General features: G+C 59.6%; 23 protein-coding genes. 13 read left to right on the forward strand and 10 right to left on the reverse strand.

Annotated elements, in window-relative coordinates:
* The first annotated feature begins 40 nt into the window (after window positions 1-40).
* From rpmH to yidD, 3 genes are read left to right on the forward strand one after another with little or no spacing between them, the layout of a single operon-like run.
* Complete coding sequence (rpmH, locus tag ACP15L_RS07695; protein ID WP_005980833.1) at window positions 41-175, forward strand: 50S ribosomal protein L34; 135 nt, start codon at window positions 41-43, stop codon at window positions 173-175.
* Between the two features lie 26 nt (window positions 176-201).
* On the forward strand, window positions 202-627 hold the full coding sequence (rnpA, locus tag ACP15L_RS07700) for a ribonuclease P protein component (RefSeq protein WP_425083729.1): 426 nt from the start codon (window positions 202-204) through the stop codon (window positions 625-627).
* Window positions 624-860: a membrane protein insertion efficiency factor YidD gene (gene yidD / locus ACP15L_RS07705; RefSeq protein WP_425083730.1), complete on the forward strand. Its 237-nt coding sequence runs from the start codon at window positions 624-626 to the stop codon at window positions 858-860. The genes rnpA and yidD overlap by 4 nt, the downstream gene beginning before the upstream one ends.
* Here yidD and ACP15L_RS07710 read toward each other — a convergent pair.
* Entirely contained in the window at window positions 857-1,792 is a 936-nt protein-coding gene (locus ACP15L_RS07710; protein WP_425083731.1) for an alpha/beta fold hydrolase, read from the reverse strand. The genes yidD and ACP15L_RS07710 overlap by 4 nt on opposite strands.
* A 112-nt stretch (window positions 1,793-1,904) precedes the next feature.
* Here ACP15L_RS07710 and ttcA point away from each other — a divergent pair, with 112 nt between their 5' ends.
* From ttcA to ACP15L_RS07760, 10 genes are all read left to right on the forward strand, one after another.
* The gene (ttcA, locus tag ACP15L_RS07715) at window positions 1,905-2,798 is read left to right on the forward strand and encodes a tRNA 2-thiocytidine(32) synthetase TtcA (RefSeq protein ID WP_425083732.1); all 894 of its coding nucleotides are present in this window, start codon (window positions 1,905-1,907) and stop codon (window positions 2,796-2,798) included.
* A gap of 66 nt (window positions 2,799-2,864) precedes the next feature.
* Window positions 2,865-4,400: a putative bifunctional diguanylate cyclase/phosphodiesterase gene (locus tag ACP15L_RS07720; protein ID WP_425083733.1), complete on the forward strand. Its 1,536-nt coding sequence runs from the start codon at window positions 2,865-2,867 to the stop codon at window positions 4,398-4,400.
* Between the two features lie 126 nt (window positions 4,401-4,526).
* On the forward strand, window positions 4,527-6,356 hold the full coding sequence (gene yidC, locus ACP15L_RS07725) for a membrane protein insertase YidC (protein WP_170375940.1): 1,830 nt from the start codon (window positions 4,527-4,529) through the stop codon (window positions 6,354-6,356).
* Window positions 6,353-7,090 carry an MOSC domain-containing protein gene (locus tag ACP15L_RS07730; protein WP_425083734.1) on the forward strand — a complete coding sequence of 246 codons (738 nt, stop codon included), beginning with the start codon at window positions 6,353-6,355 and terminating at the stop codon, window positions 7,088-7,090. The genes yidC and ACP15L_RS07730 overlap by 4 nt, the downstream gene beginning before the upstream one ends.
* The gene (yihA, locus tag ACP15L_RS07735) at window positions 7,087-7,740 is read left to right on the forward strand and encodes a ribosome biogenesis GTP-binding protein YihA/YsxC (RefSeq protein WP_170482335.1); all 654 of its coding nucleotides are present in this window, start codon (window positions 7,087-7,089) and stop codon (window positions 7,738-7,740) included. Before ACP15L_RS07730 ends, yihA begins: the two co-directional genes overlap by 4 nt.
* Window positions 7,737-8,105 carry a DUF2946 domain-containing protein gene (locus ACP15L_RS07740; protein ID WP_425083735.1) on the forward strand — a complete coding sequence of 123 codons (369 nt, stop codon included), beginning with the start codon at window positions 7,737-7,739 and terminating at the stop codon, window positions 8,103-8,105. Before yihA ends, ACP15L_RS07740 begins: the two co-directional genes overlap by 4 nt.
* A gap of 69 nt (window positions 8,106-8,174) precedes the next feature.
* Window positions 8,175-9,578: a PepSY-associated TM helix domain-containing protein gene (locus ACP15L_RS07745; RefSeq protein ID WP_425083736.1), complete on the forward strand. Its 1,404-nt coding sequence runs from the start codon at window positions 8,175-8,177 to the stop codon at window positions 9,576-9,578.
* Window positions 9,579-9,693: 115 nt separating this feature from the next.
* Window positions 9,694-10,557 (forward strand): acetylglutamate kinase, encoded by an 864-nt coding sequence (gene argB, locus ACP15L_RS07750; protein ID WP_170375950.1) that lies wholly within the window; start codon window positions 9,694-9,696, stop codon window positions 10,555-10,557.
* 18 nt (window positions 10,558-10,575) lie between these two features.
* Window positions 10,576-11,250 (forward strand): ferredoxin, encoded by a 675-nt coding sequence (locus ACP15L_RS07755; RefSeq protein WP_425083737.1) that lies wholly within the window; start codon window positions 10,576-10,578, stop codon window positions 11,248-11,250.
* On the forward strand, window positions 11,247-11,744 hold the full coding sequence (locus ACP15L_RS07760) for a SixA phosphatase family protein (RefSeq protein WP_425083738.1): 498 nt from the start codon (window positions 11,247-11,249) through the stop codon (window positions 11,742-11,744). Before ACP15L_RS07755 ends, ACP15L_RS07760 begins: the two co-directional genes overlap by 4 nt.
* A 45-nt stretch (window positions 11,745-11,789) precedes the next feature.
* Here the strand turns inward: ACP15L_RS07760 and ACP15L_RS07765 are convergent, their stop codons facing one another.
* From ACP15L_RS07765 to ACP15L_RS07805, 9 genes are all read right to left on the reverse strand, one after another.
* Window positions 11,790-12,581 carry an amino acid ABC transporter ATP-binding protein gene (locus tag ACP15L_RS07765; RefSeq protein ID WP_170375957.1) on the reverse strand — a complete coding sequence of 264 codons (792 nt, stop codon included), beginning with the start codon at window positions 12,579-12,581 and terminating at the stop codon, window positions 11,790-11,792.
* A gap of 12 nt (window positions 12,582-12,593) precedes the next feature.
* Complete coding sequence (locus ACP15L_RS07770; RefSeq protein WP_425083739.1) at window positions 12,594-13,892, reverse strand: amino acid ABC transporter permease; 1,299 nt, start codon at window positions 13,890-13,892, stop codon at window positions 12,594-12,596.
* A gap of 3 nt (window positions 13,893-13,895) precedes the next feature.
* Window positions 13,896-15,128 (reverse strand): amino acid ABC transporter permease, encoded by a 1,233-nt coding sequence (locus ACP15L_RS07775; protein ID WP_170375961.1) that lies wholly within the window; start codon window positions 15,126-15,128, stop codon window positions 13,896-13,898.
* Between the two features lie 125 nt (window positions 15,129-15,253).
* Complete coding sequence (locus ACP15L_RS07780) at window positions 15,254-16,270, reverse strand: amino acid ABC transporter substrate-binding protein (protein WP_170375963.1); 1,017 nt, start codon at window positions 16,268-16,270, stop codon at window positions 15,254-15,256.
* 207 nt (window positions 16,271-16,477) lie between these two features.
* The gene (locus ACP15L_RS07785; protein ID WP_425083740.1) at window positions 16,478-17,185 is read right to left on the reverse strand and encodes an ATP12 family chaperone protein; all 708 of its coding nucleotides are present in this window, start codon (window positions 17,183-17,185) and stop codon (window positions 16,478-16,480) included.
* Window positions 17,186-17,189: 4 nt separating this feature from the next.
* A complete protein-coding gene (locus ACP15L_RS07790) occupies window positions 17,190-17,861 on the reverse strand; it encodes an HAD-IA family hydrolase (protein WP_425083741.1) in 672 nt (223 codons plus the stop codon).
* Entirely contained in the window at window positions 17,858-18,901 is a 1,044-nt protein-coding gene (locus tag ACP15L_RS07795) for an RluA family pseudouridine synthase (protein ID WP_425083742.1), read from the reverse strand. Before ACP15L_RS07795 ends, ACP15L_RS07790 begins: the two co-directional genes overlap by 4 nt.
* Before the next feature lie 125 nt (window positions 18,902-19,026).
* Window positions 19,027-19,824, reverse strand: a complete 798-nt coding sequence (locus tag ACP15L_RS07800; RefSeq protein ID WP_425083743.1) for a crotonase/enoyl-CoA hydratase family protein — start codon at window positions 19,822-19,824, stop codon at window positions 19,027-19,029.
* Between the two features lie 94 nt (window positions 19,825-19,918).
* Entirely contained in the window at window positions 19,919-21,232 is a 1,314-nt protein-coding gene (locus tag ACP15L_RS07805; protein ID WP_425083744.1) for a replication-associated recombination protein A, read from the reverse strand.
* Between the last annotated feature and the right edge of the window lie 2 nt (window positions 21,233-21,234).

Consider the following 21,234-nt stretch of genomic DNA (forward strand, 5'->3'; position numbering starts at 1 on the left):
ATCCGCGCCGCACCCACCGCTATAGATTGGAGACGGAGCGATGAAACGCACCTATCAGCCTTCGAACCTGGTTCGCAAACGCCGCCACGGTTTCCGCGCGCGCATGGCCACCAAAGCCGGCCGCAAAATCCTGAACGCGCGCCGTGCACGCGGCCGCAAATCGCTGAGCGCGTAAACCGCCTCACCGATCAGGTTATGAACATGACGCCGCCGGAGGCCCCTGAGGATGGTATCAACCAACCGAGGGTCAAGCCCCCGGCGGCGTCCGTTTGCGCGCCCAAACCTCTGACCGTTCTCAAGACCCGTTCGGATTTCCTGAAAGCCGCGCGGGCGCGTCGACAAGGCACATCCTCGATGATGGTGCAGGCCCGCAAGCGTGCTTCGGACGAGGGCGCAGGCATTCGCGTCGGGTTTACGTGTTCCAAAAAGGTCGGCAATGCGGTGGCCCGCAACCGAGCCAAGCGCCGCCTGCGTGAAGCAGCCCGCGCCGTACTGCCCACACAAGGGCATGAGGGCTGGGACTATGTCCTGATCGGCCGCGCCGAGGTCACCGCCGGGCGGGCGTTTGACGCCATGCTAAACGATCTGCGCTATGCCCTGCGCAAGATCCACGCCCCTCGCAAATGACCCTACTGGCGCGCATATTCGCCCTGCCCGTGCGCGCATACCGGTTGATTTTCAGCCCCTGGGTCGGATTCAATTGTCGCTACCAGCCAACATGCTCGGCCTATGCGCTGGAAGCGCTAGAGAAACACGGCGCGATCAAAGGCGCGTGGCTGGCCACCCGTAGAATCGGGCGCTGCCACCCATTGGGCGGCACGGGGTATGACCCGGTGCCCGAAAAATCCGAAGACGGTTAGACCAGCGCCAGATTCCCTCGGTCCGTGAACCTTCGGGTCGGGATGACTTCACGATCCAACTTACCCAGCAGAGTGTGGAGCAAATCCTCGTAGAATCGTGGCGAGTCGAAATACCAGCTGTGGCTGGCGGATGGCCCATCCGGGTAATCCGCGCGATTGTCATTGAAGAACTTGCCGCAATACAGGTTAACCGCCTTTTCAGGGTGGTCCGAGGGCATACCCACACGCCCCAACCGACGCGAAACGCCCACGCGCTTAACCTCAGAGATCGATAGAACCTCATCAAACGGGCTGTAGTAGCATGTCAGCCTCGTACACCGCCGCATCAGAGATGAGGTCTTGGCGCTGCCCTCGCGAAAAGACTTGGCTGAGACATCCGCCGCGACAAAGGCGATCTGGCTGGTGGTCCAGCTGTGCTGCGCAATCTCATGGTCGTCATCGGCATAGTCCATGGCCTCGCGCACCAGAAACGTCCCCATGGAATGCGCCAGAACGTGAACATTATGGGGGCAATCCGGGGTCTGCATTTTGGACAGGCGTCTGATCCCGTCATTGAACAGCTTATCCGCCGAGCGCCGGGCATCGGCCCTGTCCGAGCTATAACCCAAGACGGATCCATCGCTTGGCCAGTCATAGCTGACGATCACACCTTTGAACCCATGGGCCTCGAGCCCCTTCCGGATTTTGCGGTGCCGCTCCAGCATCTCGAACTGCTCGGTGTTGAAGCCATGCACGAAAAAGACGATGTGGCCCTTTTCATGATCCGTCGCCCCGGCGGCCTGCTGCACCTTGTCCAGCCAGTCCGAGATTCGGATTTCATGTTTACGTGCTGGCGTCTTTACGTTGGACGGTATTGCTAGGTAGCGCGCCTTGCCCAGTTTGTTTGAATAGGTATTGCCGCTGCGTCCGCGGACGGTAAAGAAATAGTCCATTTTAAACTCCGTCGGTAAATCCGCAGAGCATAGCACAGGCGGCGCTTCCCCCAATAACGGCCCCGGTTCGCGACACCTTGCCCGCGCGCATCCTGCGCTGTAATCACGGCCTATGTTTGATGAAGCCGACGATATCCATCCGCTGTTTGCTGGCGCGCCCTCGACGACCGAGTTTAAGAAGCTGCGCAAACGCATCGTGCGCCAGACCCGTGAGGCGATCGAGCAGTACGGAATGATCGACCCCTCCGCCCATGACAAGGCCGGAAAACCACCGCGCTGGCTGGTCTGCCTGTCGGGCGGCAAGGACAGCTACACCCTGCTTGCCGTCCTCTATGAACTGAAATGGCGCGGGTTGCTGCCAGTCGATTTACTGGCCTGCAATCTGGATCAGGGGCAGCCCGGCTTTCCCGCCACCGTCCTGCCCGAATTTCTGGAGCGGATGGGTGTTCCCCACCGGATCGAGTATCAGGACACCTATTCCGTTGTGATGGACAAGGTCCCTCAAGGCCGGACCTATTGCGCCCTGTGTTCGCGCCTGCGCCGGGGCAACCTGTATCGCATCGCGCGGGAAGAGGGCTGCTCGGCCGTGGTGCTGGGTCATCACCGCGATGACATTCTGGAAACTTTCTTCATGAACCTGTTCCACGGCGGGCGTCTGGCCACCATGCCCCCCAAACTGGTTAATGAGGAAGGCGACCTGTTCGTCTTCCGCCCACTGGCCCACGTAGCCGAGGCCGATTGCGAGAAATTCGCCAAGGCTATGAATTACCCGATCATTCCCTGCGATCTGTGTGGCAGTCAGGATGGGTTGCAGCGCCAGCAGGTCAAACAGATTCTCGATCAGTGGGAAAAGAACAGCCCCGGTCGCCGTCAGGTGATGTTCCGCGCCCTGACCAACGCCCGCCCCTCGCATTTGTTGGATCCAAAATTGTTCGACTTTTCAGGACTTTCCCTGGAACTTGGCAAAAAAGACGAAAATTCGGCTGAAATTCTGCAGTTGCGTTAACGTCTGACTCAGACTGGTTTCCTACGGTTCACCTTGAGCGCTCGATGCCCAAGGCCCGGAATAGCTATGCGGAAACTTCCTGATTTTGATCGTTTTCTCCGTCCTGTGACCTCTGCCCTCAGCGGGCCATCTGCGCTGGCCTTTCTGCCAGCGCTCAGCCTCGGGGCTTTTTGGCTGGGCGGCGAACGCGCGCTTGTCAGTGTGACGCTTGGGGTGCCGTTGATGTTTGCGGTGTCCGGGATTGTGAACAGTCAGTCGAAAACGCGCGCAGGGCAGGCAATCGGTGGTGTGCTGCCGAGTGATCAGTTCAATCTGGCCCTGTCAGAAAAGCTTGAAATCGCGCAACAGCAAGAGGCTGGTACAGCCTGCATCGCCATTGCAATCGACGGTTTTCCCGAGGTTGCGGATATTCACGGTCAGGCCGCCGCCGATCACATCCACCAGCAATTCTGCAGCTGCGTTCTTTCGATGATCCGCGACAATGACATTGCGATGTTGGTCGGAGACGACGGCCTGATGATCGGTCTGCATCCGTCGCAGCAGCTAGACCTCGAGGCCTGCATTCAGATGTCCGGGCGCATCCAGTCTGCGGTGGAAGAGCCGATCATGCTCAATGGAATCGGTCTCTACCTGACTTGTTCGATTGGGTTCAGCCTGAACAAAACTATCTCTGGCGATACGGTCTCGGACTGGAAAGCTGCCAGTACCGATGCGCTGACCGAGGCACAGCGCAGTGGGCCCTCGACGATTCGGGCCTATTCCTCCGAGACCCGACGCAGGTCGCTGGTCCGAAGCAATCTGCGCAAGGAGTTCGAGGCAGCGCTGGATCATGGCGATATCCGCCCGTGGTTCCAACCACAGGTATCCACGGATACCGGCCGCGTTACGGGTTTTGAGGCGCTGGCCCGGTGGGAACATCCGCAAAAAGGTGTACTGAGCCCACAAGTCTTCCTGCCCTTCGCCGAACAAGCCGACTTGATGGAGCGTTTGGGTCAGGCCATCCGGCACCACGCCTTCACCGCCATGCGGGCCTGGGAAAGGGCGGGCGTTATTGTGCCACGTATGGGTGTCAATTTCTCCTCGGATGAGCTGCGCGGACCTAGTTTGATCGACCGCCTCAAATGGGAGCTTGATCAATTCGACCTGACCCCCGACAGGCTGACGGTCGAAGTGTTAGAGACCGTCTTTTCCCGCCGTCCCGATGATGTGATCACCCGCAATGTCACCGGCCTTGCAGCTTTGGGGTGCTGTATTGATCTGGATGATTTCGGCACCGGCCATGCCTCAATCGCGTCGATCAAGCGGTTCAACGTCACGCGGATCAAGATCGATCGCTCATTCGTTGCCAAGTCTGATCAGGACCCAAGTCAGCAACAGATGGCCAGCGCCATCCTGACCATGGCCGAACGTTTGAACCTCGAGACGCTGGCGGAAGGGGTCGAGACACCGGGGGAACATGCCCTGATGGCCCAGCTTGGATGTGATCACGTGCAAGGCTTTGGTATTGGCAAGCCAATGCCGTTCGAAAAGACGCTGGACTGGATGGCTGCGCATAACGGCAAGATGAACGGGGTTCCTAAAATCGGACGCCAAACCGGCTGAATTCTTTGAAAGAGTGGCCTGGAATGCCACGACGCGACGAATTTACAGCCGATTCCGCTTGACCTTTGGGCCTGCACTCTATTGAACCCTGCGGGTGTCTTTCACTGCTCAAGGTGGCTGTCCCAGATGGACGATCAGAACAAGAATCTCATCCTTGCAACCGCGCTCAGCTTTCTCGTGATCCTGGTCTGGTTCGTGTTGTTCCCTCCGCCGGAACCCACGCCCGGAACGGAACAGACCGAGATTGCAGCAACCGAAGGGTCAGAGATTCAAACGCCCAGCGCAAGCGGCACCGGAACGGTTGGCGAGGCAACCGCGACTGCGGAAGAGGCTCAGCCCGAAGAGCAAGCGCCGCGCGTTGCGATTGATACGCCCCGTCTGAAAGGCAGCCTGTCGCTGTCGGGCGGCCGCATTGATGAGCTGTTCCTGAAGGATTACAAAGTCTCGCTTGAGGAAGACGCACCGATCGTCGAACTTCTGGCCCCGGTCGGGTCGGACTCGGCCTATTACGCCCTCTATGGCTGGGCCCCCGGATCCGGCGTGAGCGGCACGGATGTTCCCGGCCCTAACACCCTTTGGACGCTTGAGCAGGGCGAGACATTGGGCGTAGACACCCCCATCACACTGGCGTGGGACAACGGAAACGGCCTGACCTTCCGCCGCACAGTCTCGGTGGACGAAAACTACATGTTCTCGGTGACCCAATCGGTCGAAAACGCCACCGGCGCCGAGGTTAGCATGGCCCCTTACGGCATTCTGGCCCGCCATGGCATTGGCGAAGACGGCGATCTGCCGGGCCTCAAGAACTTCTTCATCCTGCATGAAGGCGTGATCGGCATGGCCGACGGAACCTTGACCGAGGTCGACTATGGCGATGTCCGTGACTTCGACATCGACCCGAACGAACGCGCGCAGGCCGAGGTCTATCAGGTCAAAGAAGACGGTTGGATCGGGTTCACCGATCACTACTGGATGACAACACTGATCCCCGAGCCCGGATCGGCCTTCAAAGCAGCCGCAAAATACGATTCTCGCCGCAAAATCTATCAGACCGAAACAGTGCTTCCGACCCTGACAGTGGCTCCGGGTGCAACGGAAGAGGTCAGCACCCGCCTGTTCGCGGGTGCGAAGGAATGGGAAGCCATTCGGGAATACCAATCCGAGGGCGTTCAGAAATTCATCGACAGCATCGACTGGGGTTGGTTCTTCTTCCTTACGAAACCGATTTTCTGGCTGCTGCACAACATCAACCTTCTGATCGGCAACATGGGGTGGTCCATTATCGGCCTGACGCTGATTATCAAGGCGATCCTGTTCCCACTGGCGTTCAAATCCTACGTCTCGATGGCGAAGATGAAGGAACTCCAGCCGCAGATGGAGGCCCTGAAAGAGGCGGCAGGCGACGACCGACAGAAGATGCAGCAGGGCATGATGGAGTTGTACAAGAAGGAAAAGGTAAACCCCGCTGCGGGCTGCTTGCCGATCCTGATGCAGATCCCGATCTTCTTCTCGCTGTACAAGGTGATTTTCGTCACCATCGAACTGCGTCAGGCCCCGTGGTTTGGTCCGTTCCAGGACCTCAGCGCGCCGGACCCGACCTCGATCTACAACTTGTTTGGCTTGCTGCCCTGGGCCGCACCCGCGCCCGAAAGCTTCCTTGCGCTGATCTTTATCGGGATCCTGCCCCTACTGCTGGGTATCTCGATGTGGCTGCAGCAAAAGCTGAACCCGGCGCCAACCGATCCTACACAGGCGATGATCTTTGCCTGGATGCCGTGGGTCTTCATGTTCATGCTGGGCGGGTTTGCCAGCGGTCTGGTGGTTTACTGGATTGCGAACAACACCATCACCTTCACCCAGCAGTATCTGATCATGCGCAGCCAGGGATATAAGCCGGACGTGTTCGGCAACATCAAGTCAGGCTTCAAGCGCACGCCGAAAACGGACGGCAAATGAGTGGGCAGGTCTCAGCCATCTGGCGGCACCCGATCAAGAGCCATGGGCGAGAAGCCCTGACCGAGATCACTGTACTCCCCGGGCAGACCATGCCCGGGGATCGTGTTTGGGCCGTCGCGCATGAGGCTGCCAAGACCGACGGCTCGGAATGGGCACCCTGCGTAAATTTCAGCCGCGGCGCGAAGGCGCCCAAGCTGATGGCAATCTCGGCCGAATCCCACGGCGACAGCGTGACCTTGCGCCACCCTGATCGTCCGGATCTGAGCTTTGCACCTGATACCCAGCAAGACATCTTTCTGGAGTGGGTCAAACCGCTGATGCCTGCGGATCGTGCCGCATCGGTGCGGATCGTGCGTGTGCCTGGTCGGGGTATGACCGACAGTGATTTCCCCTCAATCAGCCTGTGCAACATGGCCAGCCACCGCGCAGTCGAACAGAAGCTGGGCGGTGAGCTCTCGCCCATCCGCTGGCGCGGCAATATCTGGTTCGATGGCCTGCCCCTATGGGAAGAGTTCGATTGGCTAGGGCGTGAAGTTCAGATTGGACAGGCCGTGTTCCACGTGCGCGAACGGATCACGCGCTGTCTGGCAACCACTGCCAACCCCGACACGGGCGAGCGGGATGCGGACACGCTTGGTGCCCTGAACAGCTGGGACCATCAGGATTTCGGCGTCTATGCCGAGGTGATCCGGGGCGGTGAAATCCGCATTGACGACAAGGTTCAACTGCTATGACAGCCCTGCCCTTCCCTCTTGCCGAAGATCCTGACGCGTTCGCGCTGGAGCGTGGGCGCAAGCTGTTTGCAGGTGAATCCGAGTTCGTCAAAGGCGTCGTCGCGATGAATGGCCTGCCCGCCCCCGACCGGCTTGAGGTCTGTTTTGCCGGACGCTCGAATGTGGGGAAATCCAGCCTGATCAACGCGCTGACCGGCACCAAGGGCCTGGCACGCGCCTCAAACACACCCGGCCGCACGCAAGAGATCAACTTTTTCACCCAAGGCCCCGAGCTGTATTTGGTGGACTTGCCCGGCTATGGCTACGCCAATGCTCCGGTCAAGGTGGTTGAGAAATGGCAGCGACTGCTGAAACAGTACCTTAGCGGCCGGCAAACCCTGCGTCGGGCCTTTGTTCTGATCGACTCACGCCATGGGGTGAAGCCTGTGGATGACGAGATCATGAAGCTGCTGGACACGAGCGCCGTGACGTTTCAATGCGTCATGACCAAGGCCGACAAGGTGAAGGCCAACGACCGCGAGAAAGTGCTGAACCAAGTGCGTACAGCCCTGTCCAAACACCCTGCCGCATACCCTGAGATCGTTCTGACATCCTCGGAAAAAGGGGATGGGGTGCCGACGCTTCGCTCGATCATCGCCCATCTAGAATGACCCTGATCCTGCGCGTCTTTGGTGTTCTGACCCTGCTTGCACTGCTCGCGACCAGTGCAATCCCGCAGGGATGGATGCCAGCGCAAGGCAATGACGGCAAGATCCTACTGGTGCTTTGCACAGGTGAGGGAACGGTCGAGCAATGGGTCGATCTGAACCCGGACGATCCGATCCATGATGAGCATGACACGCGCTCCATGTGCCCTTTTGCGGGGCTCACTGCGGATGCCAATCTCCCTGGATTTGAGTTGATCATTCCAGCGGATTTCCAATTGCAGCCGCGCTGGGATCAATCTGATTTCACCCATCGCAGTGCAGGATTTTACGCCCGCTATGATGCGCGGGGACCACCCCACTCCTCCTGAAACAGCGAAACCTTGTTTTGGCCCTGCGCGCACCTGCGCGCGAGGGATGTCTGTATATGGAGATTTCAAATGGCAATGGATAGCCAAATATCGGGCACAGCCCCGATGCAGAATACAGCTGCGCAAAAATTCTACTTCGCCGCGTGGCGGTGGCACTTCTACGCTGGGATTTTCGTAGTCCCGTTTCTGATCATCCTCGCCGTCACCGGTTTGATGATGATGTTTATCACTCAGTTTGACGGGCGCGATGGTGAGAAGATCGCTGTCAAGGTCGAAGGCAAAGGGCTACCCGTCTCGCAACAGGCCGAAGTCGCTTTGGCCGAGGTTCCCGGGCAGGTCGTCGAATGGATCGGTCCCAAGGCCGAGGATCTCGCCACCGTCTTCCGCATCAAAACTGATGCAGGTCAACGCTTGGTGGCGGTTGACCCCTACGCAGGTCAGGTTCTGGAAATCTGGGATCGCCGCGCCGGATGGTATGATCTAGCGGACAATATCCACTCGACCCTTCTGATCGGTACCACTGGCGACCGCATCCTTGAAATCGCCGCAGGCCTGAGCCTCGTTCTGGTGTTCACCGGTCTCTATCTATGGTGGCCACGCAGCAATGCGATGGCGGCATTTGTGCCCAACCTCAAGGCGCGAGGGCGCGCGTTGTGGAAGTCCCTGCACGCGGTGGTCGGCTTCTGGATGTCACTTTTGCTGGTCGTCTTCCTTATCTCGGGCCTGTCCTGGGCCGGGGTCTGGGGCGGTATGATCGTTCAACCCTGGGGCAGCTTCCCAGCCGAGAAGTGGGACAACGTACCCTTGTCGGATGAAAACCACGCGAGCATGAATCACGGCCATCAGAACGACGTCCCCTGGGCGTTGGAGCAAACGCCCATGCCTGCCTCCGGCTCTGACGCCGGACTTCAGGGCGTGCCTGAGGGGACTGTAATCGATATCGACGCGCTGGTCGCTTTGGGGACGGCATTGGAGATGAGCGGACGATTCCGAGTGGCCTATCCGGGTGGCAAAGATGGCGTCTGGACGCTCAACCGCGACAGCATGAGCAGCGACTCGACCGATCCGGTGAACGACCGAACTGTCCATGTCGACCAGTACACCGGCAAAATCTTGGCCGATGTACGGTTTACGGACTATTCGCTGATGGGCAAATCCATGGCGGTTGGAATCCCTTTCCATATGGGGTTGATGGGCAAGTGGAACTTCATCCTTAACGTGGTGTTCTGCCTGTCGGTGATCTTCATCTGCGTCTCGGGCGTTGTGATGTGGGTCAAGCGCCGCCCGCAAAAGGTGCGTCGTCTGGCGGCTCCACCGATGCCAGCGGAACTCCCGCTGTGGAAAGGCGCGGTTCTGATCGGGCTGTTCACAGCTATGGCTTTCCCGCTGGTAGGGCTGACCCTGTTGGGTGTACTGGCCTTCGATCAGCTGATCCTCAGCAATATTCCCGCGATGAAACGCGCGATGAGCTGATCTGAACAGGGGCCGCGCCTCCCCGGCGCGGCTCTGTCAACCTGCATTTGCAGCGGTATGGTCTTGGCAGTCCGGTCCAAACGCCCTAACAGGGTGGATCAGAGGACTGACAGCCATGAAGACACGAGACATGAACCGGGATTGGATCGCCACCGCCGCAACTCTGAACAGCGCGTTGCCCTATTTGCAGCGCTATGATGGCGCGATTGTCGTCATAAAGCTAGGCGGCCACGCCATGGGCAGCGATGAGGCGATGGACAGCTTTGCCCGCGACGTCGTGCTAATGCGGCAGGTCGGGGTGAACCCGGTGATCGTGCATGGCGGTGGACCGATGATCAACGCGATGCTCAAACAGCTGGACATCCAGTCAGAGTTTGTGGGCGGCAAGCGCGTCACCGACAAAGCGACAGTCGAAGTGGTTGAGATGGTCCTGTCGGGCCTCGTGAACAAGCGGATCGTGCAGGCGATCAACCGTCAGGGCGGCACGGCTGTGGGCCTGTCGGGCAAGGACGCCAACCTGATGACCTGCGAACAGACCGACCCCTCGCTGGGCTTTGTGGGGTCTCCGTCGAAGATGGACCCCAAGGTCCTGCACGACCTGTTCTCGCATGACGTCATCCCGGTCATCGCGCCGCTAGGCGCGGGCACCGAGGGCGAGACCTTTAACGTCAACGGTGATACCGCTGCGGGGGCTATCGCCTCGGCGCTGAAGGCGGATCGCCTGCTGCTGCTGACGGACGTCTCGGGCGTCAAGAACGCCGCTGGCGACGTGGTGACTGAGCTGAAGGCCGGTCAGATCCGCGAAATGACTCTGGAAGGGACCATTGCCGGTGGTATGATCCCCAAGACCGAAACCGCGCTGGATGCGCTGCACAGCGGGGTACGCGCGGTGGTTATTCTGGACGGGCGCGCGCCCAACGCGGTCCTGCTGGAGCTGTTCACCGAACACGGTGCCGGGTCGTTGATACGCCCCGACTAATTCCAAACCGGAGGAGATATGACCCAACAGCCCGCCTCCTCTCACAACATTTATGACCGTGTCGAACACGCAGCGCAGCGGGTTGGGCTGATCGTCATGGGCGCGCTGCACCCGCGTCAGGTTCAAGCGAAACAACTGGATGGCGGAACGCTGATCCTTTTGGGCGCAGGGCCCGAGTTCTGGCCCCAGTTGAAAGCCGCGCCGGAATGGCAGGGCAAGGACCCGGTAGATCGTTGGTCACTCCGTGTGGTTGGGCAATTGGCACAGGAATTGGGCGCCGAGGCGCATTTTCCCTTCGGCGGCCCTCCCTACGCGCCGTTCATCGACTGGGCGTTGAAATCAGGGCGGACCTTCAGCAGCCCGGTGGGCGCGCTGGTACATGACCAGATGGGCATGATGATCTCGCTCCGCGGCGCGCTTCATTTCGCCGATGAATTCCCAATACCCCTGGCAACCGCCCCTTCGCCATGTACCTCATGCGTAGCGCCTTGCACGCAGACCTGCCCGGTGGGTGCGCTGAATGATCAGAGCTTTTACAATGTCGACGCCTGCCACGCTCACCTAGCCACACCCGAGGGGCAGGTCTGCATGACCGGAGGATGCCTCGCGCGCCTCTCCTGCCCGGTCAGCGCCCGCGCAGGCCGAGACCCGGACCAATCCGCACATCATATGAGGGCCTTTCATCCGTCATGATACACACCCTGATCCTGACCCGCCATGCCAAGTCCAGCTGGGATGAACCCAACCTTAGCGATCATGAGAGGCCACTGAACAAACGTGGGCGCGCCTCAGCCCCGGCGATTGGATCTTGGCTCAAGAAAAATGGTTGGGTTCCGGATGAGCTTCTGAGCTCGAACTCGGTCCGCACGCGCGAGACCTGGGACCACATGGGCCTGCATGCAGAAAACGCCTACTACGCCTATGACCTCTATCTGGCGGGGCCGGATGCGATGCTGGCAGAGTTGAAGACGGCAACGGGCCGAACCGTGATGATGCTAGGTCACAACCCCGGGATCGCCCAATTCGCAGCTCAGCTTGTCGAAACCGCGCCTGAGCACGCTCGGTTCCATGACTACCCGACCTGCGCCACAACGGTGATCCAGTTTGAGATCGACAAGTGGTCCGACCTCCAGAAGCACAGCGGCAAGGTCTTGGGCTTCGCGATCCCGCGCGAGCTTCTGAAATGAAAAAAGGCGGGGCAAAACCCCGCCTTTCATTTGATGTGATCTCGATCAGTGTCCGAGGATCTGGCTGAGGAACAGCTTGGTGCGTTCGCTCTTCGGGTTGTTGAAGAACTCTTCCGGTTCGTTCTGTTCCACGATCTGGCCAGCATCCATGAAGATCACGCGGTTGGCGACCTGACGGGCAAAGCCCATCTCGTGGGTCACACAGAGCATGGTCATACCTTCTTCGGCCAGCTCGATCATGGTGTCGAGCACCTCTTTGATCATCTCCGGGTCAAGCGCCGATGTCGGTTCATCGAACAGCATGATCCGCGGCATCATGCAGAGCGAGCGGGCAATCGCCACACGCTGCTGCTGACCACCGGACAGCTGCCCGGGATACTTCAGCGCCTGATCGGGGATCTTCACCTTTTCAAGGAAATGCATCGCGCGCTCTTCAGCCTCTTTCTTGGGCGTCTTGCGCACCCAGATCGGGGCCAGCGTGCAGTTCTCCAGAATGGTCAGATGCGGGAACAGGTTGAAGTGCTGAAACACCATACCAACCTCGGACCGGATTTTGTCGATGTTTTTCAGGTCATTCGACAGTTCGATCCCGTCCACCACGATCTTGCCCTGCTGGTGTTCTTCCAGCGCGTTCAGGCAGCGGATCAGGGTGGATTTACCCGAGCCGGACGGGCCCGCGATAACAATCCGCTCGCCTTGGTTGACGGTCAGATTGATGTCACGCAGCACGTGGAACGAGCCGTACCACTTGTTCATTCCGTTGATGTCGATGGCGACCTCGTCGCTCACCTGCATCTTCGAGCGGTCGATTTCGCGGTCAATTGCAAGTTCAGACATGCGTTGAACTCCTTACTGATGATCGGTGGCAAGGCGACGCTCGAGCCACTGAGAATATTGAGAGATGCCGTAGCAGACGACGAAGAACAGAAGCGCGGCAAAGCCCAGAAGCTCCCAATAGACGCCGTTCCATTCGGTTGACGCCAGGATGGGGCCCCGGATCATGCCCACCAGATCGAACATCGAAATGACCGAAACCAGTGTGGTGTCCTTGAACAGGCCAACGGCCACGTTCACGATACCAGGGATCGAGATCTTCAGAGCCTGCGGCAGGATGATCAGGCGCATCGCCTGAGGGTAATCCAGACCAAGGCTGTCTGCTGCTTCATACTGTCCACGTGGAAGCGCTGCCAGACCGCCGCGGATCACCTCGGCGATATAGGCGGCTGAGAACATGGTGATCATGATCACAACGCGCAGGAACAGGTCGACCGTGCTGTCAGGCGGGAAGAAGTAGGCCAACATCACCGAAGCCACGAACAGCAGCGTGATCAGAGGCACGCCACGGATGAATTCGATGAAGATGACGCTCACCCATTTGATCAGCGGCATGTCGGACTGGCGGCCCAGTGCCAGGGCGATGCCCAGCGGAACCGACAGCGACACACAGGTGACACCCAGCATCATATTCAGCATGAAGCCACCAAGATCACGGCTGGGAACAGCTGTAAGCATCGCGTCTTCCGAAGCACCTTCCGGTATCAGCGCTCCGCCGACATTCCAAACGACGAGCGCGACAATGATGGCCCCGAAGAAGCCGGCCGCAAAGCTGTTCTTGCCGAACTTCTGGAACACAGCACCGCCCGCAACACAGCCCACGAGGGCCACAAGCGGGATCAGAATGGTGCCACCCCAGATCAGCCAGAACGCAATGAAAGGGTAAAGCGCTGTGAAGATCAGCATCTTGCGCGGCAGGTCGAAGAACAGCACCGGCGCAAAGGCCACCAGCATCAGCACAAAGGCCAGGTTGGGGCGCCAGTAAGCGTCAACCGGGTATTTGAAGCCGTAGATCAGCTGAGGCCAGCGTTCGGTCAGAACCGCGAAACACGCGCCTGTCTTGCCATCCAGAATCTCACGACACTCTGCCAGCGAGTTCGCATTCCACACCCCGTTCAGAATCCACGGCAGTGTGTTCTTGAGAAGGATGTAGATCAGGATCAGCGACAGAACCGTCAGGATGGTGTTGGCAACGCCCGAGAACAGATTCTCGCGCAGCCATTTGACCACGCCCGTCTCATTCGCCGGAGGCGGTGAGGGTGGGATGGTGCCGTCGGCCACGAAAGCGATCGGATTGGTTGTTTGATCGGCCATGGCTCAGCGCTCCTTCAACTTGACGGATGCGTTGTAGACGTTCATCACCATCGAGATCACCAGCGAGGCGGTGAGGTAGAACAGCATCAGCAGCAGAACACATTCGATCGCACGACCGGTCTGGTTCAGGGTGATACCGCCCAGCGTCGCGGTGATATCCGCGTAGCCCACGGCAATCGCCAGAGACGAGTTTTTAGTGATGTTGAGATACTGCGAAATCAGCGGTGGAATGATCACCCGCAGCGCTTGCGGCAGTATGACCAGATTCATGATCCGACCCTGACGCAGGCCCAACGCGGCCGCAGCCTCGGTCTGACCTTTTGAGATCGCCTGAATACCGGCCCGCACGTTTTCCGCGATGAAGGCCCCGGTGTAGATCGACAAAGCAAACCACAAAGCGATCAGAGGACCACCGACCTTGATGCCTCCACTGAAGTTAAAGCCCTTCAGCGCGGGAATGTCCCAGGTCAGGCCCATCAGAACCATCAGCAACGCAAACGGCACCAGCCAGACGCCCAGTTTCACCAGCAGCGTTCTGGGGCGTTCACCGGTCTCTTCCTGCTTCTTGGTCGCCCGCTTTTCGATCTCGCGCGAGGCGAACCATGATCCGACCAGACCGGCAATCACCAGAAGCCAGTTCAGAATGGTTGCACTGAACAGACCATGCGCAAATTCCGGACGGGGGATGTAGACCCCACGGTTTGTGAAAGCGAAAGCATCAAACAGCATGCTCGAGGTCGGGTTGTCACCGCGGAACGCCCGCGGGCCCGGCAGAACGGCCGTCATGATCGTGAAGATGATGATGATCCAGATCAGAACCGGAATATTGCGGAAGATCTCGACATAGACCGCCATCAGCTTTGAGACGAGCCAGTTGTTCGAGAGCCGCAGAACCCCGGCGATCACTCCGAATATCGTTGCGGTGATACAGGCCAGAAACGCCACGAGAAGCGTGTTCAAAAGCCCCACAACCGCAGCCCGCCCATGCGAGGACTGGCTGTCATATTCGATCAGACGCTGGTTGATGTCGTACCCGGCGGAATCGCCGAGGAATGTGTAGGATATGTTCAGGCCGGCGGCCCGAAGGTTCTGGATCAGGTTGTTGCCCAGATACCAAATGGATAGCGCAATAGCGATAGCCGCGATCACCTGAAAGGTCAGCGATCTGTAGCGGGTATCGTTTATGAGCATCGACAGCCGAAAATCAGCTTTCGGCGGGTCAGTCATAGTCGACATATTTTGGAATCCCCGTAGCTAGCGGACTTTGTTTTTATGGCGAGGTTGTCCCCGCTCTGCGTCCGTTCGCGTAAGCTTTAGTGAAAAAGGGCGCAGGATGTCCTGCGCCCTTTTCCGTGGATGTCTTAGCGGAAAGGCGGCGAGTACAGCAGGCCGCCTTCGGTCCACTGAGCGTTCAGGCCGCGTGCCAGACCGATCGGAGTTTCTTCACCGATGTTCTTGGCAAACACTTCACCATAGTTGCCGTCCGCCTTGATGGCGCGCATGGCCCACTGTGCGTCCAGACCCAGCATCTCGCCCAGGGTACCTTCGGTGCCCAGCAGACGGTTGACTTCCGGGTTGTCGGTGCCAGCTGCCAGCTCGTCGATGTTCGCCGAGGTCACGCCCAGCTCTTCAGCCGAAACCAGCGCGTTCAGGGTCCAGCGGACAACATCGCCCCACTCGTGGTCGCCGTGACGGACAAGCGGGCCCAGCGGCTCTTTCGAGATGATTTCGGGCAGCAGGACGTGGTCACCGGGGTTTTCGAACGTGGCGCGGGTTGCGGCCAGGCCCGAAGCGTCGGTGGTGTAAACGTCACATGCGCCAGCCAGATACTGCTGCTGCGCTTCGGCGTTGGTTTCGATCGGAACCGGCTCGTAGCTGATGTTGTTGGCACGGAAGAAATCGGCCAGGTTCAGCTCGGTGGTGGTGCCGGTCTGGATGCAGACGGTTGCGCCGTCCAGTTCCTTGGCCGAGCTTACGCCCAGTGCCTTGGGAACCATGAAGCCCTGACCGTCATAGTAGTTCACACCGGTGAATTCGAACTTCAGGTCGACGTCACGGCTGAAGGTCCATGTGGTGTTACGAGCCAGCATGTCGATCTCGCCCGAGGCCAGAGCGGTGAAGCGCGTCTTGCCGGTGGTCGGAACGAATTCAACAGCGTTTGCGTCACCCAGAACAGCGGCGGCAACGGCACGGCACAGCGATACGTCGAAGCCTTTCCATTCGCCATTCGCGTCAGGTGCAGCGAAGCCAACCAGACCGGTGGTCACACCACAGTTCAGAGTGCCGCGCGCCTTGACGTCGTCTACAGTTCCCGCCGCGGCAGCACCTGCAGCCAGACCGGCCACTGTTGCCGCGCCCAAGATTACGGATTTTTTCATTTTTACCTCTTCCTGATTTTCCGCCCCGGTAAGGGCGGCTCTGCCCGGCATAGTGGATGCCGGAAAGGTTACCCCAAAGGTGTCTCCCCTTTAGTGGGCTTGAGTTTGGTCGCATTCATAAACAAACGTCAAGGGTCGGATCAGGGAAAACGATGGGTCTCCGCCTCTGGATTAGGCAGATGCGTAAAAAAACCAACGTTGGAAGGATCAAACAGAGAGATCGAAGAAGGTCTTGGCGTGCAAAAACGCGGCTTTCTTTGTTTCCGCCACGGCGTGGGCTTCGTCATCATGGCCCCATTGTTCGATCTGCCAGGCCTCATCAAGTCGCGAAATGCGCCATATCTCGTCCGGTTCGCGCCAATCCTGCGCCGCCGCAAATCCGAGAATCAATGAACCCGACAGACTTACTAGATCGTGGAAAGCCGCCAACTGAAACGCATCCAGCGCATGGACCTGCTGACGCAGCTGCGCCAAAGCCTCAGCTGATTGGGGCTGATGCAGGACGCCCGCCACGGGAATCAGACGTGCCTGTAGTGTCTCGGCAGCCCAGTCCAACGCGGGATCCCAGTCTGCGGCCTGACGCTCCTGCAGTTCCTGAGGATGGGTGGCGCGATAGCACAGCAGATCGGAGTCACCATAGTCCGCCAGCATATCCGCTACTTCGCCGTGCTGGATGCGCACCTTGTCGATCGCCGCATTGGCCGAGCGGGTAAAGGGCATGGTGGTCGGGTCCACCTCTTTGTCTTGTGCATCCCATTCAGCGGCAACGGCTTCAGCCATCGCTTTGGTCGGCAGAATCAATGCGGCCTTGGCCGGCGTTTTGACCCGGCGGCCATCCAGCTCGACCGTATAGCCGTCCTCGGCCTCGACCGTGATGCTGTTTGTCCAAAAGCGTTTCGGTTTCCAGTCGCTCATGTCTTCACTTCCAAAGAGTGGCCAGCGTATCCGGCAGCTGGTCGAATGTTTCAATCACACAAGAGGCCGCACTTAGCGCAGCAGTGTCATGGTACCCCCACGACACCCCGATCCCGGTCACGCCAGCAGCAGCGGCCATATCCATGTCAAAGCTGGTATCCCCGATCATGACCGCGTGCGCGGCCTCAACACCGGTTTCCGCCAGCGCAGTCTGAACCATCGACGGATGAGGTTTTGACGGGTGATGATCCGCCACCTGCCGGGTCACGAAATAGCGCTCTAACCCATGCGCTTCGACCAGCGCATCCAGACCGCGTTGCGATTTGCCCGTGGCGACGCCAAGCAAAATCTCTGGCACTGCATGCAGGGCTTCAATCGCGTCGCGCGCGCCGGGATAAAGGGGGGAACTCGCGGCGCCGAGATCTAGCCGGTATGCGTGATAGGCCTGTTTGTACCCTTCAACCAATTGCGCCTGAACCGTCGTCGACTGCTGTGGCACAAGCTGTGCAATGGCCAAAGGCAACGACAGACCGACAATCGAAAGAATGGCCTCGCGGCTTGGCACCTCGACCGAGGCGGCCTGAAAACTGGCCGTCATCGAATGAACGATACTGCCCTGACTGTCGACCAGCGTGCCATCGACATCGAACAGGACCAAACGCAGGGGTGCGCTCATTGCAGCTCCTCGAAGGGGTCGTCGGCGGCAAGGTCTTCGGTCCAGCCAAACGTCTCCCAGCTGTGCTTCATGTGCTCGGGCAGCGGGGCTTCGACCGTGATCGGCTTGTGGGTCATCGGGTGCTGGAAAGACAAGCGCCGTGCGTGCAGGTGCAGCTTTTTACTGATGATCCCGCCCAATTGCGCACCCCAGCCATCGCCAAGGTTTTCCTGACCCGAGCCACCATATTTGCCGTCACCAATGATCGGATGCCCGATCGCGGCCATATGCGCGCGCAGCTGATGGGTACGGCCCGTAATCGGTTCCATCGCGACCCAAGCGGCTCGGCCCGCGACACGATAGAGCGTCGCGTAATGGGTATGTGCCCGCTTCGCCCCCGGCGTGCTATCGATGTCACCCATATGGACGGGGATCATCTTCTCACCCTCGCCCTGTTTTCCATGGCCCGAGGCCTTGACCAGACCGGTCTTGATCTCGCCCAGATAAGGCGTCGGCACACCGGCGACCAGCGCCCAATAGATCTTGCGTGTATCGCGGTGGCGGAAGGCAGCAGTCAGCCCCTTAGCAGCCTCTCGCGTGCGGGCCAGCAGAAGAACGCCCGAGGTGTCCTTGTCCAGCCGATGGACCAGCCGTGGGTTCTCATCATAGCCAAAGCGCAAAGCCTCGGACAGGCTGTCGACGTGGCGGGTCTGGCCGCTGCCGCCTTGCACCGCAAGGCCGTGCGGTTTGTTCAGTGCCAAAACGTGATCGTCACGGTAAATCACACAGGACTGGATCATCTTCGCATCGGCCTCGGACACGCTGCGCTTCACCTCGGCAGGCTTGTGATCGGCATCCGGCAGTGGCGGAACGCGCACAACCTGCCCCACCTCCAGCCGGGTCGAGGCCTTGGCGCGGCTGCCATCTACGCGCAGCTCACCCTTGCGGCACATCTTTTCGATCCGCCCCTGGCTGACATGAGGAAACAGGCGGCGCAGCCAGCGATCCACACGCTGATCTCCGTCACCTTCTGCGACCGTAATCATCTGCACGCCACTCATGCCATCGCCCCTTGTCCCGCACGGCCGATCCGCCCGGAGTATCCTGTTGCCACTGCCTTAGAAAACATGCGCGTCTGTGGCCTGCAACGGGTCGAGAGTCAAGCAATCGTAGGCGTTTCAGATGTTCAAGAAATCCCATGTCGCCCGGCCCCGTCTCGAAACCGCCCTGCGCCTGCGGTACCCTCCCGCCGGATCGCTTCCAGACCGTTGGCCCATTCAACCTTTAGCCCATCACGCACTGACATCCCACGCGTTTCGATGATCGAGCGTCGGTCGGCCCGCACAGCCTCCTGCGGGAAACGGGCGATGTCGTAGGCCATAGCCTCGGCAGCGGCCCGCGCTTCTCCATGCGGCACGAGTTTCTCTGCCAACCCGATCTGATAGCACTCTTCAGCCTCAACCTTGCGCCCGGTCAGAGCGATCTCAAGCGCTTTGCCCTGCCCAACCAAGCGCGGCAAGCGAACTGTGCCGCCGTCCATCAGGGTTATTCCCCAACGACGACAAAACACCCCAAGGTAAGCCGTCTCAGCCATCACCCGTATGTCGCACCACAAGGCCAACTCCATCCCGCCGGCGACGGCAGCACCGTCGATGGCTCCGATGACTGGCTTTGACAATTCAAGCCGAGATGGCCCCATTGGCCCGAGCATCGAGGTGGCGGATCCGATAGGAAAACTGTGTTTCTCGTAGTAGGCCTCACCCAATTCAGGGTCAGCCAGACTGGCGGCCAACTTTAGGTCCCACCCGGCACAGAAATTGCCCCCCTTCCCCCAGAAAACGGCAACCTTTGCGGGGCCGTGTTCGAACTCGAGAAACGCATCCACCAGAGCCTTCGCGTGATCCGGGTCAACAGCGTTCCGCGCCTCGGGCCGGTCATGGATGATGGTCCAAACGTCTTCGGTTTTGTCTATGGAAACGGGCATGACATGTCCTCCCTCATGGTCATTGACCCAAGGGAAGCCGGACGGGCGCCTCCTGTCGCCTGTGACGCCACGGCAGCACGAAATTGACCCTGCGTTACCCGCTGTTGCGCTGCGTACGCAGCTTGGCGAAATAGTCCAGCCGCTTCTTCAACTCTCGCTCGAACCCACGTTCGACCGGTCGATACAGCACAGGCCGCTTCATCGTCTCGGGGAAGTAGTTCTGGCCCGAGAACCCGTCTTCTGCATCGTGGTCATAGGCGTAACCGTCGCCATAGCCCTGATCCTTCATCAACGAGGTGGGCGCGTTCAGGATGTGCTTCGGCGGCGGCTCACTGCCCGATTGCTTCGCCAGACGCATCGCGGCCTTGTAGCCCACATAGGCCCCGTTCGATTTCGGGGCCAACGCCAGATAGACCAGCGCCTGCGCCAGCGCCAGCTCTCCCTCAGGCGAGCCGAGCCGTTCGTAGGTTTCCCACGATTGCAAACAGATTGCTTGCGCCTGCGGGTCGGCCAGACCGATATCCTCAACCGCCATGCGGGTGATGCGACGGGCCAGATAGCGTGGGTCCTCGCCCCCGGTCAGCATCCGCGCAAACCAATAGAGCGCCGCATCCGGGTCTGAACCGCGAACCGATTTGTGCAAGGCCGAGATCAGGTTGTAATGCTCATCGCCGGATTTGTCGTATTTCGCCGCTCGCCGCATCAGGCGCGTCGACAGCGCATCCGGGTCCAGCGGTGCGTCAACCTTCCACGCGGCGACCTGTTCGATCAGGTTTAGCAAGGCCCGCCCGTCGCCATCAGCCATTTCGTGCAGTGCATCACGTGCCGCAGGCGTCAGGGAGAGCGCTGTGCCCAGTTCTTTTTCGGCCCGCTGGGTCAGACGTTCCAGATCGGCAAGGCTCAGGCGCTCCAACACCAGAACTTGCGACCGGCTCAGAACCGCGGCGTTTAACTCGAACGAGGGGTTTTCGGTCGTCGCCCCGACCAACAGGATGGTCCCGTCCTCCATATGGGGCAAAAACCCGTCCTGCTGGGCTTTGTTGAAGCGGTGGATCTCATCCACGAACAGCAACGTTCCCTGCCCGTTCTGACGCCGGATCTTTGCCGCTTCGAACACCTTTTTCAGGTCCGGCACACCGGTAAAGATCGCGCTGATCTGAACGAAATGCAGATCGGTCTCCTGCGCCAGCAACCGCGCGATGGTCGTTTTTCCAACGCCCGGAGGTCCCCAGAAAATCAGGCTGGACAGGCTGCCTGAGGCCAGCATGACCCCCAATGGTGCGTCGGGGCCCAAAACCTGCTCTTGCCCGATCACCTCGGCCAGCGTTTGCGGACGCAGGCGATCCGCCAAGGGGCGGTGCGGGTTCGCGACAGGCTCAGTCGCGCCGGTGTCGAACAGATCGCTCATGC

The sequence above is a fragment of the Ruegeria profundi genome (assembly GCF_049800715.1).
Lineage (GTDB): Bacteria > Pseudomonadota > Alphaproteobacteria > Rhodobacterales > Rhodobacteraceae > Ruegeria > Ruegeria profundi_A.